Here is a 14,598-nt window from a genome sequence, read left to right as displayed (position 1 = left end):
TCCCGGCTGGAACGTAACCTCCGGTTCTGCGCCTGTTCTTGCCGTGTCCCTGCGCTTCACCAACAGCCTCACCAGCCGCACCGAAGCGTTCGAGCCTCTTGAGGCCGGCAAAGCCACGATCTACTGCTGCGGCGTCACGGTCTATGACCTCTGCCACTTGGGCCATGCCCGCAGCTACATCAATTGGGATGTGCTGCGCCGCTACCTGATCTGGCGCGGCTACGACGTCACCTACGTTCAGAACTACACCGACATCGACGACAAGATCCTCAACCGCGCCAATGAGGAAGGCAGCTCCATGGAGGCTGTCAGCGAGCGCAATATCGAGGCCTTTGAAATCGACATGGGCCGGCTCAATATCTTGCCGGCCGATCGCATGCCCAGGGCCACAGGCTGCATCGATGGCATTCAAAAACTGATCAGCGAACTCGAAGCCAAAGGCGCGGCCTACAGCTCGGATGGCGATGTCTATTTCGACATCTCCAAAGCCAAGGATTACGGCAAACTCAGCGGCCGCGATCCCAACGAACAACAGCAGGGAGCCAGTGGCCGCACGGCTGATGGAGAAGAGAGCCGCAAGCGGCACCCCTTTGATTTCGCCCTCTGGAAAGGCGCCAAAGAAGGTGAACCCAGCTGGGACTCCCCCTGGGGACCAGGGCGGCCGGGCTGGCACATCGAGTGCTCAGCAATGGTGCGCCAGGAGCTGGGCCTGACGATCGACATCCATCTGGGCGGTGGCGATTTGGTGTTCCCGCACCACGAAAACGAAATCGCCCAATCAGAAACCGCGAACGGCACAACCTTGGCGAAGTTGTGGATGCACAACGGCATGGTCAATGTCGGCGGCACCAAGATGTCGAAATCGCTCGGCAACTTCACCACGATCCGGGCGCTGCTCGATAGCGGCGTCTCGCCGATGACCCTGCGCCTGTTTGTGCTGCAGGCCCATTACCGCAAGCCACTCGACTTCACGGCTGAAGCCCTCGATGCCGCAGCCAGCGGTTGGAAGGGACTTAACAGCGCCCTGCTACTCGGTGAGCGCCATGGCGAGGCCTTGGGCTGGAGCAGCGGCGCAGGCGAATTGAGCAGCGCGCTGGAGGAGCAGCGGCAGCGCTTCATCGAGGCCATGGATGACGACCTCAACAGCTCCGGCGGCCTGGCGGTGCTGTTTGAGCTGGCGCGTCCCTTGCGGGCCCTGGCCAACCGCCTGGAGCGCGGTGATGCCATCACAGCCGATGACAAGGCACTCGCGGGCCAGTGGCAACTGCTGCAAGAACTGGCCGGCGCTCTAGGACTAGCGACAGAGATCACAGCACCGAGCAGCGGTGGTGATGACGGCGCACGGATCAACGACTTAATCGAGGCCCGCAAGGCCGCCAAAGCCAACAAGGACTACGGCGAAGCCGACCGCATCCGCGCGGAACTCAAAGCCGAAGGCATCGAGCTGATCGATAAACCCGGCGGCATCACCGACTGGATTCGGGCCTAGGCCGGCTGGGCAGCCTCAATGGCATCCAGCGAGATTTCAATCACCCGTGAGCCATGGCGGGTGAGGGGCAGCTGGCGCACAAAGCAGCGGCCGCGCGGGGCATCCACGCTGAGCACCTGAAAACAACGGCTATCGCCTGGCAACTGCAGGCGAACTCCCTGATGAAGGTTCATGACATTCCCCGTTCAGAGAAAAGAAAGGCGCTAATGCCTCTGAACCATTGAACAGCTCCAAGGGCTCGCCGTAAGCGGCTGTATCCATTTCCTGACCTGCGTCCCGCAAGACGCGCAACAGAGTGGCGTCAGCTTTGCGGTGGCTGCTGATCGCGCATCATCCGCTCCATCTTGCGAATGCGCGGCACCATCGCCTCCCACACCTCCTTTTGAAAGCCCGGCTCGCAATTGGCTGCCAAGGCATCGATGTCTTCGCCGCGGCCAAAGGCCTCAATCAGCTGACGCTCATAGCGGGCGCGCTCAATGAAATTCCAGCGCTTGATCCAGTCCATCAATGGCATCGATTTAACCGAACCAACTGCGCAGAAGATCCCACACCGAGACCAACAGACCAAAGGCAATCACCGGTGGCGCCACCCAGCGCAACAGCAGCATCAGCCCCTGGCGCACGGCCTGGGGAGCGTCGCTACTGCTGAGATCGTCTTCAAAGCGACTCGGCACCACCCAACCCAGCAGCAGCGCCAGCAGCAGCCCGCCCAGGATCAACAGCACCCCGCCAAAGACGGAATCCATCCAGCCGAGCACCCCCAGCGAGGTGGCAGCCGGCAGGCCAAGCACAAAGATCACCGCCGCACTCACCCACACCGCCTTGGGCCGGCTCCAACCCAAACGATCGATCAAGCAGGCCACGGGCACCTCCAGCAGCGACACCGCTGAGGTGATCGCCGCCAAATAAGCCAGTGCAAAAAACACCACGGCCACCACCTGGCCGCTCATCCCCAACGACGACAAGCCCGTGGGCAGAGCGATGAAAATCGTGCCCAAGGTGGAGCTGCTGATCACCTCACTGAGGCCAAAGCTCATCACCACCGGAAAGGTGACCATGCCGGCGAGCAAGCCAACGGCGGTGTCCATGCCCACAACCGCCAGGGCCTCGCGGGGCAGGTGGGCCCGGCGATCGAGATAGGCCGCGTAGGCCAGGATGCAGCCGATGCCCGTGCCGATCGAGAAGAAGGCCTGGGTGAAGGCATTGCGGATGGTGGTGGGATCCAGCAGCTGAGCGCCGTCCCAACGCAGCAAAAAGGTGCGGTAGCCGCTGGCGGCACCCTCTAGCCCGGAGGCCCAGATCGCCAGGGCAATCAACACCACAAACAGCAGCGGCAAACCCCAGCGCGAGAGGCGCTCAATCCCTTTTTGCACTCCGCCAGCCACCACCACAGCGGTCAGCAGCAGGCTGATCAGCTGACCCAACAGGGCCGTGCGGCCGCCACTAAGGCCAGCGAAGAACTCCTCGGCGGCCCCCATGTCTTGGGGCAAGCCCACAAAAGCGGACTGCAGCAGGGTGACGCCGGTCCAGCCCATCAACACGGCGTAGAACGCCAAGATTCCGCAGGCCGCCAGCACAAACAGCCAGCCCATGGGCTGCCAGCGGCGGCCAGCAGCAGCCACCGGCGCCAGCAGGGGGCTTTGGCCGGTGCTGCGGCCCAAGACCATTTCCGCCACCAACACCGGCAGGCACACCACCAGCACGATCAGCACATACAGCAGCAAAAACGCCCCGCCGCCGCCTTGGGAGGCGCGATAGGCAAAGCCCCACAGGTTCCCCAGGCCGACAGCACTGCCAGCCGCTGCCAGCACAAACCCCAGACCTGAGCGCCACTTCTCCCGCGCTGCCATCGCTTCTCCCACCAGCCCAATGCCGCGCCAGCTTGCCAGTGATTAGCCAATTCGATGGGAGACTGGGTGCCCTCTCAGGCAGTGGCCGTGAAAGCTCTCAGCGTGCTGGGCTCCACCGGCTCCATCGGAACGCAAACCCTCGAAATCGTTGAGGAGTTTCCCCAGCGCTTCCGCGTGGTGGCCCTCACCGCCGGCCGCAACTTGGCGCTGCTGTGCCAGCAGGTGCAGCGCCATCAACCCGAAGTAGTGGCCCTAGCCGATCCCGCCCTGCTGAGCGAGCTGCGCGAGCGACTCCAAGCCCTGAACCTGCCGCGTCTGCCTGAGCTGGTGGCCGGCAGCGAGGGGCTCTGTCAGGCCGCCGCCTGGAGCAGCGCCGATCTGGTGGTCACCGGAATCGTGGGCTGCGCTGGTCTGCTGCCCACCTTGGCGGCGATTGAAGCCGGCAAAGACCTGGCCCTGGCCAACAAAGAAACCCTGATTGCCGCTGGTCCGGTGGTGCTGCCGGCGCTCGAGCGCAGCGGTAGCCGCCTGCTGCCGGCTGATTCCGAGCACTCGGCGATCTTCCAGTGCCTGCAGGGCACCCCCTGGGCTGACAACGCCCGGCTTTCCACGGGTGTACCCACCCCGGGGCTGCGCCGCATCCAACTCACCGCCTCGGGCGGTGCCTTTCGCGACTGGGCAGCCGCCGATCTAGCCAAAGCCACGGTGGCCGATGCCACCAGCCACCCCAACTGGAGCATGGGGCGCAAGATCACGGTGGATTCCGCCTCCTTGATGAACAAAGGGCTGGAAGTGATCGAAGCCCACTACCTCTATGGCGTGGATTACGACCACATCGAGATCGTGATCCACCCGCAATCGATCATCCATTCGATGGTGGAGCTGGCCGACTCCTCGGTGCTGGCACAGCTGGGCTGGCCTGACATGAAGCTGCCGATCCTCTATTGCCTCAGCTGGCCGGAGCGACTGGAAACCCCCTGGCGCCGCCTTGATCTCACCGAACTGGGACAGCTCACCTTCCGCGCCCCAGATCCGGCCAAATACCCCTGCATGGATCTGGCCTATGCCGCCGGCCGCGCCGGCGGCACGATGCCGGCTGTGCTGAATGCCGCCAACGAGCAGGCGGTGGCCCTCTTCCTTGAGGAGCGCATCCATTTCCTCGACATTCCCAAGCTGATTGAGGCCACCTGTGACCGCCACCGCAGCGATCTCAAAGCCCAGCCCAGCCTCGATGATGTGCTCGCAGTGGATCAATGGGCACGCCACCACGTACTGGAGGCCAGCAGCGTGCCGCTGGCGGCGTAACAACCAGGCGAAGAGATTCTGCAACCATCAGGACTGGACGGGCAGCGCCTTTAGCAAGGCAATGAGAGAGTCTGAGCCAGGCCATGTCCCTAAAAGCAGTTGAGTGCCCCGGTGATGTGTGCCACAGCCATCACGGCGGCCATGAAGTGGAGCGCATTGAACTTCGGCAGAACCTGGAAGGCCACGGCCACGACTGGTGCGAGCGCCTAGCCGAGCGCATCTACGAGATCTCGGTTGACACCTTCTCCCAAATGGTGCTGCCGCTGCTGCAGCAACAGGGCTGGCAGCGGCGTCACCTGGAGTGGGAGTTCAAGCTCTCAGAAGAGCCGATGGAGGTGGAGCGCACCCTGGCTGACGGCACCATCAATGCCGTGGAAAGCTTCTTCCGCAGCAGCGAAGTGCAGCGCCTATTTGTGCAAGAGCTGGTGGGCGGCACCTACGCCGAAGCTGATCACAACAACCTGCGCTCCAAAGCCGTGCGCCAGGTGATCGAGACGGAGCTGTTGGCCTTTTTGAGCGAGCACAACGAAGAGCTGCTCGACCGCGTAGGCGAGGCGCTACTGGGCGAAGCCCATGGCGACTTTGACCTGGCCCGCCAGCAGGCCAAAGATGGCCTCGACGATGTGCATCACCTGCTCGTCAACCACAGCGAGGCGATTCGCTAAGACAGCCGGATCCACGCGCTTTATTGATGCATCTGGTTGAACCAGTAGCCGGCCAAGGTCCATGAGGACCAAAGGAACATGGCGAGGAACAACCAGTTCAACCAAGGGGGGCGCCGGTCGTTCTCAAACATTGCTGCGCAGCCAACAAAAGGCACCTTCGAAGCCTAAATCGGCCCTTTGGCATCGCAGCGATTGGGAAATCTTGCTGAACCCCATCACCCTTGCGCCAGGGAATTTCCACAGTGAAGGCGACGTCTTTTTGTGGCCCATGACGGACCCCACCAAGGAGATCCAACTTTTGGAGAGTCCTGACGTTGAGCACTGCAGCGCTGAGCAGATCCAAGCGGTGATGATCGACTCCTGGTACCGCGGCGGTGAGCGGTATTGGCGCATTGATCAACAACCCAGCACGGACGGCTGGGTGGGCACACGCCACTACGACGACTGATGCAAGACATCGTTCAAGAGCTGCGCTCAATCCAGACCCTGCTGGATTGCTTGATGGAAAAGCGCTTGCAGCTGCCAAGCGGTCGTCGCGCCCAGCTGGAGCGCACCTGTGATCAGTTTCAGCAGGTGATGAGCAGCCTGGCCATGGTCCCTGCGGCGGGTGAGGAGCAACAAACCCAGCAGCTCAGGGAACTGCTCAGCGCGATTGAGGAGCTGCATCTCTGCCTGGAGCCCCTGGAAGCGCCCTGCAGCGATCTTGTAGCCAGGCTGCCGTAAGCCGGTCGCCCCAACAAGCCAAGGGGGCATCGCCCCAGCCATGGAAGCCGTTGTGGCCGCCGCCCCGGCTGATCACCACCTCAAAAGCGCTGTGGCGGCCCTGCTGCCTCCGGGCCTCAGCCACCGGCACCCATGGGTCATCGTCGGCCTGCAGCAGGAGCGTTGGGGTGCGCAGTTGGCCCAAGCGAGGCGCTGGACTGGCCTGCTGGTAGTAGCGCTCCACGCCGCCATAACCCCAGCGCGGCGCAGTGATCAAATCATCAAAGGCGCGGATGCTGTGCACCTGCTGCAGGCCCTCGCGTTCAGCGGGCGTCACGGAGCTGTCGTCCTCCAGGGTTTGCGCCACCAAACGGCGCATCAACCAGCGCTGATAAACGCGATTGCGGGGCCGCTCAATCGAGGCCGAACACGCCGCCAAATCCAAGGGACTGCTGGTGCAGACCAAGCCATCGAGGGCATCGGCCTGCTCCAGGCAGGCGTTGAGCAAGATCGTGCCCCCCAGGGAAATGCCTGCCCCCAGCAGCGGCTTGCCGCCAGCCAGCTGCCGGGCGCGCTCGAGCACGGGCCAGAGATCACGGTTGCAGTGGGCCGCATAGGTGCCTGAGGCCAAGGCCCGCCCCTTGCCGGCCCCACGCAGGTTGAGGCGCAGCACTGAAAAGCCAGCGGCCTGCAGCGCCAAGCCCATGCGCCTGAGGCCTTCGCGATCACTGTGGCCGCCGAGGCCATGCAGCAACAACACCAGCCCCTGGGCATCGGCACAATGATCGTGAACCGCCAGCAACTGGCCGCCGCAGGCCATTGGTACGGGGACGTGTTCACCGAGGTCAACGGGCAGCCGCGGGGGCTTCAAGGTGTCGCGCAGGGTTTGCAGGTCACCGCCCAGCCAGGGCAAGCGAGCCCGAAAGCCGTCTGCTGCGATCTCACTCCAACCGGACTGGCTCAACGCTTCAAAGGATCGGCAACATCTCCTGCTCGACGCTGCGGGCTGCCGCTTGGGCCCGTGCACCTCGACGCCGGCGTAAACGCCGAAGCCGCAGGATCAAAGGATCAATGTCGCACTCCTTGTGCCAGCAGCGCTCCAAGCGCCGCCGCAACCCCGGTGGAACCGAGGACGAGGAAGGGTTGGGTGTGGGGAACTGGGGCATCTCATCTCACGCGCCTCGATGGCCGGAAACTAGTGACGCCAGAAGCGTTCAGCCTGCGCAGAAGTACTCAAAAGGGCTCAGTCACATTTGGTCAGGCCAGGGGCTGAGCCAGTCACAGTTCTGTGATTCGCATGGGTCTTAATGAAAGTGCGGAACGAAACAGGCCCCCGGAGCCAGCCGCGAACACGTCACTTCGAACTCCGCTGCCGGGCAGTGGAGTTTTTTTTTGACCAAGCCCAGGACAGACCCAGTACGCTCCCGTGCATGGCGTTCACCCTCCCACTGATCGCAGCCCTTCTGGGCGGAAGCCTGATCAGCCAGGTGCCCTTACAGGTGCAGCCGTACCGCGGCGGCAGCGAGGAGGAGAGCACCCCTGAAGAGGTGCTTCCAGAAGCCGAAGACGACAGCGACGACAACGACTGGTTGAGCAGACCGAGCGAGGAGCCCGAGGAGAGCGCCTTGGAGCTGCAAGCCCCGCCGCTAACGCCGCCACCGGCCTTCAACAAACGCCGGTTCAAAAAACCCGTGGTGCGCCCAGGGCTGCCCCGTTCCCTGCACATCGACAGCATTGAGCCGATTGATCGGTGAGCAGTCGCTGATCCGGTGATGCTCGTAACACTCCGGTCGTCAGAAAAGTGCGACGTTTCGCGAACTCACAGCTGATTCGGGGCTTTTCCCGAGCAGCGTGGTCCGCAATCGGAGGTTGCCATGACCATTGGATCGTCTCCGCACCGCAGCCTGGGTCCAACCCTGGTGTGGCTCGAAGCCCGTCTGGCCGAACTCGAGGCCAAGGGTGACTACGAAGCCAGCTTTGCCTTGACCAGCGAAATGGCTGACTGGTTGATGCGCTCGCCCGAAGCCATGCATGAGCCCTTGCTGGTGCCGCCCACCATTGCCAGCCTTAATCCGTAGCGATTCCGCATAAAGGCCGTTAGCCTTTATGCGCATTCATTCCGGTTAAGCGTCGATGGGCAGCGCTGCTGCAGCGGTGGAAAACCTTGTGGTGATTGGTTCCGGCCCTGCCGGTTACACCGCAGCTCTCTATGCCGCACGGGCCAATCTGAGCCCGTTGCTCATCACCGGCTATCAAGACGGCGGCATTCCCGGTGGTCAGCTGATGACCACCACCCACGTTGAAAATTTCCCCGGCTTTCCCGACGGAATCCTTGGCCCTGAGCTGATGGACCGGATGAAGTCCCAAGCCGTGCGCTGGGGTACCCGGCTAATCGAGGCTGATGCCGAAACCCTCGATCTCTCCCAGCGGCCTTACCGAATCCAAGTGGAAGGCCAAACCGTTCTGGCCCACAGCGTGATCCTGGCCACTGGAGCCAGTGCCAATCGGCTGCACATCGACGGCGAGGACACCTACTGGAGCCGCGGCATCAGCGCTTGCGCCATTTGCGATGGCGCCACACCCCAATTCCGCAAGGCGGAGCTGGCGGTGGTCGGCGGCGGTGATTCCGCTTGCGAAGAAGCCGTGTACCTCACCAAGTACGGCTCCCATGTGCACCTGATCGTGCGTAAAGACAGCCTGCGGGCCAGCCGCGCCATGGCCGATCGGGTGTTGGCCAATCCCCAGATCACCGTGCACTGGAATCGGCAGGTGGGCGGCTTTGGTGGTGATCAATGGCTCGAGCAGCTGCAGCTCAATGGAAGTGACGGCAAGGCCTGCGAAACCCTGGCGGTGAAGGGCCTGTTTTATGCCATTGGCCACACCCCCAACACCCGCCTGGTGAAAGGGCAACTCGAGCTCGATGCCAAGGGTTATCTCGTCATCGAAGGCGGCTCCCCCAACACCAGCAAAGAGGGCGTGTTTGCCGCCGGTGATGTGGCTGATGACCAGTGGCGCCAAGCGATCACCGCCGCCGCCAGTGGCTGCCAGGCGGCCCTGGCTGCCGAGCGCTGGCTCAGCAACAACGATCTGGCGGTCACCATCAGCCGTGAGGAGGTGGAGCCCAAGGCCGCGGAACTGCCTCAGCCCACCACCACAGCCACCGAAGCCGATTTCAGCGCAGACGCGCTTTGGCAAGGCGGCAGCTACGCCCTGCGCAGGCTGTATCACGAGAGCACCAAACCGCTGCTGGTGACCTACACCTCACCGAGTTGCGGGCCTTGCCATGTGTTCAAGCCCCAGCTCAAGCGGGTGCTCAATGAACTCGAAGGCGCCGCCCAAGGGGTGGAAATCAACCTGGAAGACGATCCTGAGATCGCGGCGCAAGCCGGAGTGACCGGCACCCCAACCGTGCAGCTCTTCTACGGAAAAGAGCTCAAAAAACAATGGCGCGGCGTGCAGCAGCGCAGCGAGGTGAAGCAGGCGATTGAAGCGCTGCTTTAACGGCGGCGCGGCGGGCCACCGGCGTTGCGTTCGCGGTAGGTGATGCGGCCACGGCTGAGGTCATAGGGGCTGATCTCCACCAGCACCTTGTCGCCGGCTAGCAATTTGATGCGGAACTTGGTGAGCTTGCCTGCGGCGCGGCAGAGGCACTGGTGACCAGCCGGCTGCTCGAGAGTGACCAGGTAAAAACCGTTCCCCTGTTCCTTCTCAATGACTCCGGAGGTTTCAATCATGCAGCTGCTGGGTTCGCTCGTCCAAGGAATATTCACTTTATAAGGTCTAGTGGCTTCAACTTGCCTGCTGCTTCACAAGCCCTACGGAGTGCTGAGCCAGTTCACCCATGAAGCTGGTAGCCGTTGGGACTGCCTGGCGTCCTTCGTTCCGGTCAAAGGCGTCTATGCCGCTGGGCGCTTGGATGCCGATAGCGAAGGGCTGTTGCTGCTCACCAGCGACGGCGGGCTGCAGCATCAACTCACCAACCCACGCTTTGGCCACTGGCGCCAATACCGGGCCCAAGTGGAAGGGGCACCAACCGAGGCTGACCTCGAACCGCTCCGGCGGGGCCTCCAACTCAAAGATGGCCCCAGCCGCCCGGCGCGGGCCCAACTACTGGATCCAGAGGTCGCCACTGCCATCGCTGAGCGCAATCCCCCGATTCGCCAGCGGCTCAGCGTGCCCACCGCTTGGCTTCAGCTCGAGCTCACCGAAGGCCGCAACCGTCAGGTCAGGCGCATGACAGCAGCCATTGGCTTTCCCACGCTGCGGCTGATCCGCTGGAGCCTGGATCTGATGGACGGCCAGCCGCCCCTGTCGTTAGAGGGCCTGGAGCCAGGCCAGTGGCGCTGGCTTTCCCGCCTCGAAACCAAGCGGATGGCAAACCTGAGAAGCTAAGGGCCGTGCGCAAGAGCGACGGCCAGTGGTGCGCTTTAAACCAACCACCCATCAGATCAGCAGCGCCATTGTTCTGCTGGTGTTGGCATCTGCCGTGATGGTGGTGCGGGGCCAGCGCAACCAAGCCCCACCATCAATCCCGCCGGCCGCCATTGCGCCCGCAAAACCCTTAAAGGTGGCTCGCCTGCCGGAAAACCTGGAGCTGGGGCCCAGCAACCAAACCATGGTGCTGGCGGCGCTGCGCCAAAACGACCAGCAATGGCTGCCGCGATTGCAGCGCATGCCCAATGGCAAAGCGAGATACACCTACAAACGCCGCAGTGGTGAACCCGCCAAAACCCTGGATCAGCTCAAGGCGATGGCAAACAATCCACCAACCCACCAGGCACAAAGACAAGACATCAAAGACTTGCTCGCAGAATTAGAAAATGCTGGAGCAACAGTTGTGATAGCTGAGCCCAAAAAAGAAGAAGCTGCTGGCGAATGGAATCCCAGACGGGGAGAACTGCGCATCAGTCAATCCGTTGTCAAACAAGGCACGGTGGAATTTGCAAAAGTTTTGAATCACGAGGCGATTCATACCGCCCAAAGCTGCGCAGGTGGTTCGATCAGAAGCCGTCCCAAACCCCTTGGCATCTCACGTGAAATCGATCGCCAAGCCATGCGGGCACTGAATAAATCCCTTTATGGAGAAATCACAACCCAAGTGCGAATTCTCGAAGAAGAGGCTTATGCCAACCAGGACAAACTTGGAATGGGTCGCGATTTATTGATGGAGCATTGCATCTAATCGCGCAGGGTGTCGCGGTAGAAGATCTCAAACGCACGCACGATGGAAGCGCCATCGCTGCCCTCCGGCAGCTTGACCTGATCCACCAGGTAGTTGAGGAACTCGGTTTCTTGGGGTTTAACCCAGCGGTCGGAATAGACCAGGTGGGCAGCCACCGCAAGGGCTGATTCCTGCAGATCGGGCGAGAGTTTGAGCAGAGCACGGTCCATCAGACCGCGCACGCCATCACTTTCCAGAGACTGCATCAACTCAATCGAGAGATTGCCCATGGCCTGCTCGCTCATCTCACGAAACAGCTGGCGGTGCTCAAGCACCTTGCGCAGGGCTGATGCTTCGTCTTGACGAATCTTGCCGTCAGCGGCCACAGCCGCTAGGGCAATGGCTGCAAATGCCTCGGCCTCAGTCATCGCCACTGCTGATCAACGCAAGGCCCATCATCAATGGCGGCCTCACCAACTGGCCAGGGGGCCTAGGGCTGACAGCCCGCCTGCTCAAGCTCCTGGCGCAAGCTCATCACATTGAAGTGATGGGAATTTTTGGGCGCTGTCTTGAGATACAGCGCATAGGAATTGCCTTGCTGAAAGCGCTTGGAGCAGGCCAGATCGCGCCGCGGGCAAGCCGCTTTGAGTTCAGCTTCGTAGCTCAATGCCGTCACGCTGATGGCATTGCGCACCTCTTTGAGCAGGGTTCGGTTCAAGGCGGTGCAGTGTTTTTTCTGCTCTGAGGCGCGGACGCTGTGCTGCTGGGCCGCCGCTTGATTCAGTTCAATGCAACCGCTGTAGTCCCTGGCCTCCAGGCAGGCCTGATGGTGACCATCGTCAACTTGATGGGCCTGCAGCGGCATCAAACCCAGGCACCCCAGCAGAATCAGCCAGGAGCAAGAGCCGATCCTTTGTGCTGAACTGCCAAACAGCATCAGCGCCTTAGCCCAGCACGTCTTGAAGCTCGCGCACAGTCATCAATTGGCCGTAGTAGTAGTTCGCCTGGGCCCGCGCCGCGGGATCCTCCAAGCCATCGATGGCATCAGGACCAATCGAGGCCCAGAGGTTGTTGCCGCAAGCACGATCCAAGGCAGCCGTGGCCTCAGATTCCATGTTGGCCAAGCGCCGTTGCAGGTTTTTGATCTGGGCAATGGCCATGGGCTCAGAAAGGCAGTTTCTTCTTGGCGTCCTTATCGAGGTCGGCTTCCATCTCGCGCAAGCGCTTGAGGATGCTGCTGAAGTATTCCTCCAGATACCCCTCAAGGGAAGTGGTCTCGGCTGGATCCAGGCCAAAGGCTTCGTAGCTCTCCTCCATTGGCGCGGTGAGGCTGACGCCACCGCCGGTGACCTCAGCAAAGGCCAAGCGCTCGGCGACGTTCACACCGGGCTCAAAGAACGACACCAGGCCCTGCATCGATTGCATCAAGGCGGGCGGTACGCGGATCACGCGAGCCTCTTTACGGGCTAGGCGCTCACACAGTTGCACCACTTCGCCGGTGTTCCAGGCCTTCGGGCCCACCACCGGGTAGCTGCCGCCAATGGTTTGCTCACGGCCCAAAGCAGCCACCGCAAAGCGGGCCACGTCTTGGGTGTTCATGTAAGCGATCGGGGTGCTGCTGCCACTCACCCAAACGGTTTGTGACTCCAGAACGGGAATCGCAAACTGCCCAATTACGCCCTGCATGAAGGCGCAGGTGCGCAGGATCGTGACATCGAAATCGCTCTCTAAAAGCATCTGCTCGGTGCAGTGCTTGATGTCCATCAGAGGCACCGAGCGAAAGCGCTCAGCCTCGAGCAGGGAGGTGAATACAACACGGCGCACACCTTTTTGGCGGCACTGGTTGTAGAGATTCAGCTTGCCGTCCCAGTCGATGCGATACACGCTCTCGCTATCGGTGGCGCGGGCGGTTGCTGCATCGATGACAGCCTCTTGATCCTCCAGGGCGTAAGCCAAGGAGTCGGGGTCCAGCAAGTTGCCGCGGGTGAGCTCACAGCCCCACTCCTGCAGGAATGAGGCCTTACGCGGAGCGCGCACCATGCAACGCACCGTGTGGCCGGCATCCAGTGCCTGCTTGGCAATTTGGCGGCCCAGGGTCCCCGTTCCACCAAGTACCAGAACCCGCATCAGCGCACTACAGCGACGGCGAGCTTAGGGACAGAACAGCGCGAGCGGGTTCAGTCGCCCTGGAGCTTGAGCAGCAGGGCGCCACCAGCGAGGCCCAGAGGAATCAGCACCCAAAACAGGGCAGCAGTGCCAAAGATCTCCGAGGCCATGGACGAGCAACAAGTGGCAGCCAGCTTATCCAGCCTTGGCAGCAGCGAACACCTCAGGCCATGGCGCATCGGTTCGAAACTGCCCAGCCGCAATGCCACTGGCCTGTGCGCGCCAGCCGCCCTGCTGCAAACGGGCCAGCAGATCCTTCAACTTTGGCGGCCCACCCTGAAGTTGGCGCGCCAGATCGGCCAAATCGCTGGCTTCTGCTGGCAAGCCGTCATCAGCCTGAAGCCGTTGCAGCAAGCGCCTGGAGGTTGGAGCCAGCAGCGGCGAGCCCGGCTCTTCCATTTGCAACAGCCTCTCTAGAACAGCAACGTCTTGCAGTGCTCCGCGCCACAGGGGACCACTGATCACAGGCTCAGCGCCGCAGGCGCAAGCCCCCAACTCACGCCAGCGCAATAGCGACACGCCGCGATGGGATCCGCAGCTGTGGCAGTAACCCTGCACGCCAAACAGCTGCTCTTCTGCCGGAGCAGGCGAGCGCAACACCTGCACCGCCGTCCGGAAGGTACGCCCATCGCTAAAGCTCAGCAGCGGCCGGATGCCACGCCCCAAACTCCAAGCGCTGCGGGCAATCGCGCCCAACTGCAACCGCAGGGCCAGCTCCCAGCTGCAGGGCTGCGCCCGTGCCGCAGCGCCCAAGCGCCGCACCGCCGCCGTGCGGTCGTGGCCGGTGAAGGAGCGGCCATCGGTGCTCGCCAAATAAAGAATGCCGCCAAAGCGCACCGCCTCGATGGCCCAGGGCACCAGGGCCATCGGCGCGCCAAAGGCATCGAGATCCACCAAGGCAAACCGCTGCTCGTCAGCGGCGCATTGGGCCAGCAGCTTTTGGATTGTGATGGCGCTGCAGCGCGCCCCGCTCAAGGCGCTGAGATTGCGTTGCAGCAGCGGCAAACGATCGGGATCGGCGTCATTGGCCCAGATCTCAGTGGCATGGGCTTCGAGCCCGTAGCGAAGGGCGCGGATGCCGCAGCCGGCTAAACCATCGAGCACCACCAAAGGCTCAGTAGCCGCCTGTTGCTCCGCCATCCAGCGCAGCAGCAGCACGCCGCAATCGCGCGCTGGCCTGGAATCAGGCCGAAAGAAACCGGGCCCGGGATCCAGCCGCGCCTGACCTTCGCAATAGTGAGAGGGTTTCGCCTGCATCCG

The 14,598-nt window shown here is 62.4% G+C and carries 22 protein-coding genes; 10 read left to right on the top strand and 12 right to left on the bottom strand.

What is annotated here, in order from left to right; all coding sequences use genetic code 11:
• The first annotated feature begins 43 nt into the window (after positions 1 to 43).
• Positions 44 to 1,489, top strand: coding sequence for a cysteine--tRNA ligase (gene cysS, locus SIB46_RS12790; protein WP_413296487.1), 1,446 nt, complete (start codon positions 44 to 46; stop codon positions 1,487 to 1,489).
• Here cysS and SIB46_RS12785 read toward each other — a convergent pair.
• The 3 genes from SIB46_RS12785 to SIB46_RS12775 all read right to left on the bottom strand — a co-directional run bounded on the left by SIB46_RS12785 (position 1,486) and on the right by SIB46_RS12775 (position 3,339).
• Positions 1,486 to 1,662, bottom strand: coding sequence for a hypothetical protein (locus SIB46_RS12785; protein ID WP_413296486.1), 177 nt, complete (start codon positions 1,660 to 1,662; stop codon positions 1,486 to 1,488). The two genes, cysS and SIB46_RS12785, sit on opposite strands and share 4 nt — an antisense overlap.
• A 128-nt stretch (positions 1,663 to 1,790) precedes the next feature.
• Entirely contained in the window at positions 1,791 to 1,994 is a 204-nt protein-coding gene (locus SIB46_RS12780; protein WP_413296485.1) for a hypothetical protein, read from the bottom strand.
• 13 nt (positions 1,995 to 2,007) lie between these two features.
• Positions 2,008 to 3,339, bottom strand: coding sequence for a sodium-dependent transporter (locus SIB46_RS12775; RefSeq protein WP_413296484.1), 1,332 nt, complete (start codon positions 3,337 to 3,339; stop codon positions 2,008 to 2,010).
• 87 nt (positions 3,340 to 3,426) lie between these two features.
• Here SIB46_RS12775 and SIB46_RS12770 point away from each other — a divergent pair, with 87 nt between their 5' ends.
• The 4 genes from SIB46_RS12770 (at position 3,427) to SIB46_RS12755 (ending at position 6,032) form a co-directional block, all read left to right on the top strand.
• Positions 3,427 to 4,644: a 1-deoxy-D-xylulose-5-phosphate reductoisomerase gene (locus SIB46_RS12770; RefSeq protein WP_413296483.1), complete on the top strand. Its 1,218-nt coding sequence runs from the start codon at positions 3,427 to 3,429 to the stop codon at positions 4,642 to 4,644.
• Between the two features lie 83 nt (positions 4,645 to 4,727).
• Positions 4,728 to 5,309, top strand: a complete 582-nt coding sequence (locus tag SIB46_RS12765; RefSeq protein ID WP_413296482.1) for an EF-1 guanine nucleotide exchange domain-containing protein — start codon at positions 4,728 to 4,730, stop codon at positions 5,307 to 5,309.
• A 268-nt stretch (positions 5,310 to 5,577) separates the two neighbouring features.
• The gene (locus SIB46_RS12760) at positions 5,578 to 5,757 is read left to right on the top strand and encodes a hypothetical protein (protein ID WP_413296481.1); all 180 of its coding nucleotides are present in this window, start codon (positions 5,578 to 5,580) and stop codon (positions 5,755 to 5,757) included.
• On the top strand, positions 5,757 to 6,032 hold the full coding sequence (locus tag SIB46_RS12755) for a hypothetical protein (protein ID WP_413296480.1): 276 nt from the start codon (positions 5,757 to 5,759) through the stop codon (positions 6,030 to 6,032). The genes SIB46_RS12760 and SIB46_RS12755 overlap by 1 nt, the downstream gene beginning before the upstream one ends.
• Here the strand turns inward: SIB46_RS12755 and SIB46_RS12750 are convergent.
• Positions 5,953 to 6,975 carry a YheT family hydrolase gene (locus SIB46_RS12750; RefSeq protein ID WP_413296479.1) on the bottom strand — a complete coding sequence of 341 codons (1,023 nt, stop codon included), beginning with the start codon at positions 6,973 to 6,975 and terminating at the stop codon, positions 5,953 to 5,955. The two genes, SIB46_RS12755 and SIB46_RS12750, sit on opposite strands and share 80 nt — an antisense overlap.
• Before the next feature lie 4 nt (positions 6,976 to 6,979).
• Positions 6,980 to 7,177, bottom strand: a complete 198-nt coding sequence (locus SIB46_RS12745; protein ID WP_413296478.1) for a hypothetical protein — start codon at positions 7,175 to 7,177, stop codon at positions 6,980 to 6,982.
• A 264-nt stretch (positions 7,178 to 7,441) separates the two neighbouring features.
• On the opposite strand from SIB46_RS12745, the gene SIB46_RS12740 reads away from it, so the two are divergent.
• The 3 genes from SIB46_RS12740 (at position 7,442) to trxB (ending at position 9,512) form a co-directional block, all read left to right on the top strand.
• A complete protein-coding gene (locus SIB46_RS12740; RefSeq protein ID WP_413296477.1) occupies positions 7,442 to 7,765 on the top strand; it encodes a hypothetical protein in 324 nt (107 codons plus the stop codon).
• Between the two features lie 120 nt (positions 7,766 to 7,885).
• On the top strand, positions 7,886 to 8,089 hold the full coding sequence (locus SIB46_RS12735) for a hypothetical protein (RefSeq protein ID WP_011936099.1): 204 nt from the start codon (positions 7,886 to 7,888) through the stop codon (positions 8,087 to 8,089).
• 55 nt (positions 8,090 to 8,144) lie between these two features.
• The gene (trxB, locus tag SIB46_RS12730; RefSeq protein WP_413296476.1) at positions 8,145 to 9,512 is read left to right on the top strand and encodes a thioredoxin-disulfide reductase; all 1,368 of its coding nucleotides are present in this window, start codon (positions 8,145 to 8,147) and stop codon (positions 9,510 to 9,512) included.
• Here the strand turns inward: trxB and infA are convergent.
• Positions 9,509 to 9,745, bottom strand: coding sequence for a translation initiation factor IF-1 (infA, locus tag SIB46_RS12725; protein ID WP_011936101.1), 237 nt, complete (start codon positions 9,743 to 9,745; stop codon positions 9,509 to 9,511). The genes trxB and infA overlap by 4 nt on opposite strands.
• Before the next feature lie 49 nt (positions 9,746 to 9,794).
• Here infA and SIB46_RS12720 point away from each other — a divergent pair, with 49 nt between their 5' ends.
• Complete coding sequence (locus SIB46_RS12720; RefSeq protein ID WP_413296475.1) at positions 9,795 to 10,403, top strand: pseudouridine synthase; 609 nt, start codon at positions 9,795 to 9,797, stop codon at positions 10,401 to 10,403.
• A 223-nt stretch (positions 10,404 to 10,626) separates the two neighbouring features.
• Positions 10,627 to 11,193 carry a hypothetical protein gene (locus SIB46_RS12715; RefSeq protein WP_413296474.1) on the top strand — a complete coding sequence of 189 codons (567 nt, stop codon included), beginning with the start codon at positions 10,627 to 10,629 and terminating at the stop codon, positions 11,191 to 11,193.
• Here SIB46_RS12715 and SIB46_RS12710 read toward each other — a convergent pair.
• From SIB46_RS12710 to SIB46_RS12685, 6 genes are all read right to left on the bottom strand, one after another.
• The gene (locus tag SIB46_RS12710; protein ID WP_413296473.1) at positions 11,190 to 11,600 is read right to left on the bottom strand and encodes a tellurite resistance TerB family protein; all 411 of its coding nucleotides are present in this window, start codon (positions 11,598 to 11,600) and stop codon (positions 11,190 to 11,192) included. The two genes, SIB46_RS12715 and SIB46_RS12710, sit on opposite strands and share 4 nt — an antisense overlap.
• Before the next feature lie 62 nt (positions 11,601 to 11,662).
• The gene (locus SIB46_RS12705; RefSeq protein WP_413296472.1) at positions 11,663 to 12,037 is read right to left on the bottom strand and encodes a hypothetical protein; all 375 of its coding nucleotides are present in this window, start codon (positions 12,035 to 12,037) and stop codon (positions 11,663 to 11,665) included.
• Positions 12,038 to 12,116: 79 nt separating this feature from the next.
• Positions 12,117 to 12,332 (bottom strand): hypothetical protein, encoded by a 216-nt coding sequence (locus tag SIB46_RS12700; RefSeq protein WP_413296471.1) that lies wholly within the window; start codon positions 12,330 to 12,332, stop codon positions 12,117 to 12,119.
• A gap of 4 nt (positions 12,333 to 12,336) precedes the next feature.
• Entirely contained in the window at positions 12,337 to 13,299 is a 963-nt protein-coding gene (locus SIB46_RS12695) for an NAD(P)H-binding protein (protein ID WP_413296470.1), read from the bottom strand.
• Positions 13,300 to 13,349: 50 nt separating this feature from the next.
• A complete protein-coding gene (petM, locus tag SIB46_RS12690) occupies positions 13,350 to 13,448 on the bottom strand; it encodes a cytochrome b6-f complex subunit PetM (protein ID WP_011936106.1) in 99 nt (32 codons plus the stop codon).
• Positions 13,449 to 13,473: 25 nt separating this feature from the next.
• Positions 13,474 to 14,595: a N2,N2-dimethylguanosine tRNA methyltransferase gene (locus SIB46_RS12685; protein WP_413296469.1), complete on the bottom strand. Its 1,122-nt coding sequence runs from the start codon at positions 14,593 to 14,595 to the stop codon at positions 13,474 to 13,476.
• Positions 14,596 to 14,598 lie beyond the last annotated feature (3 nt).

Origin of the sequence: Synechococcus sp. MIT S9452, from assembly GCF_047304245.1 — a bacterium.
GTDB lineage: Bacteria > Cyanobacteriota > Cyanobacteriia > PCC-6307 > Cyanobiaceae > RCC307.
This window is presented reverse-complemented; position numbering and strand designations above follow the sequence as displayed.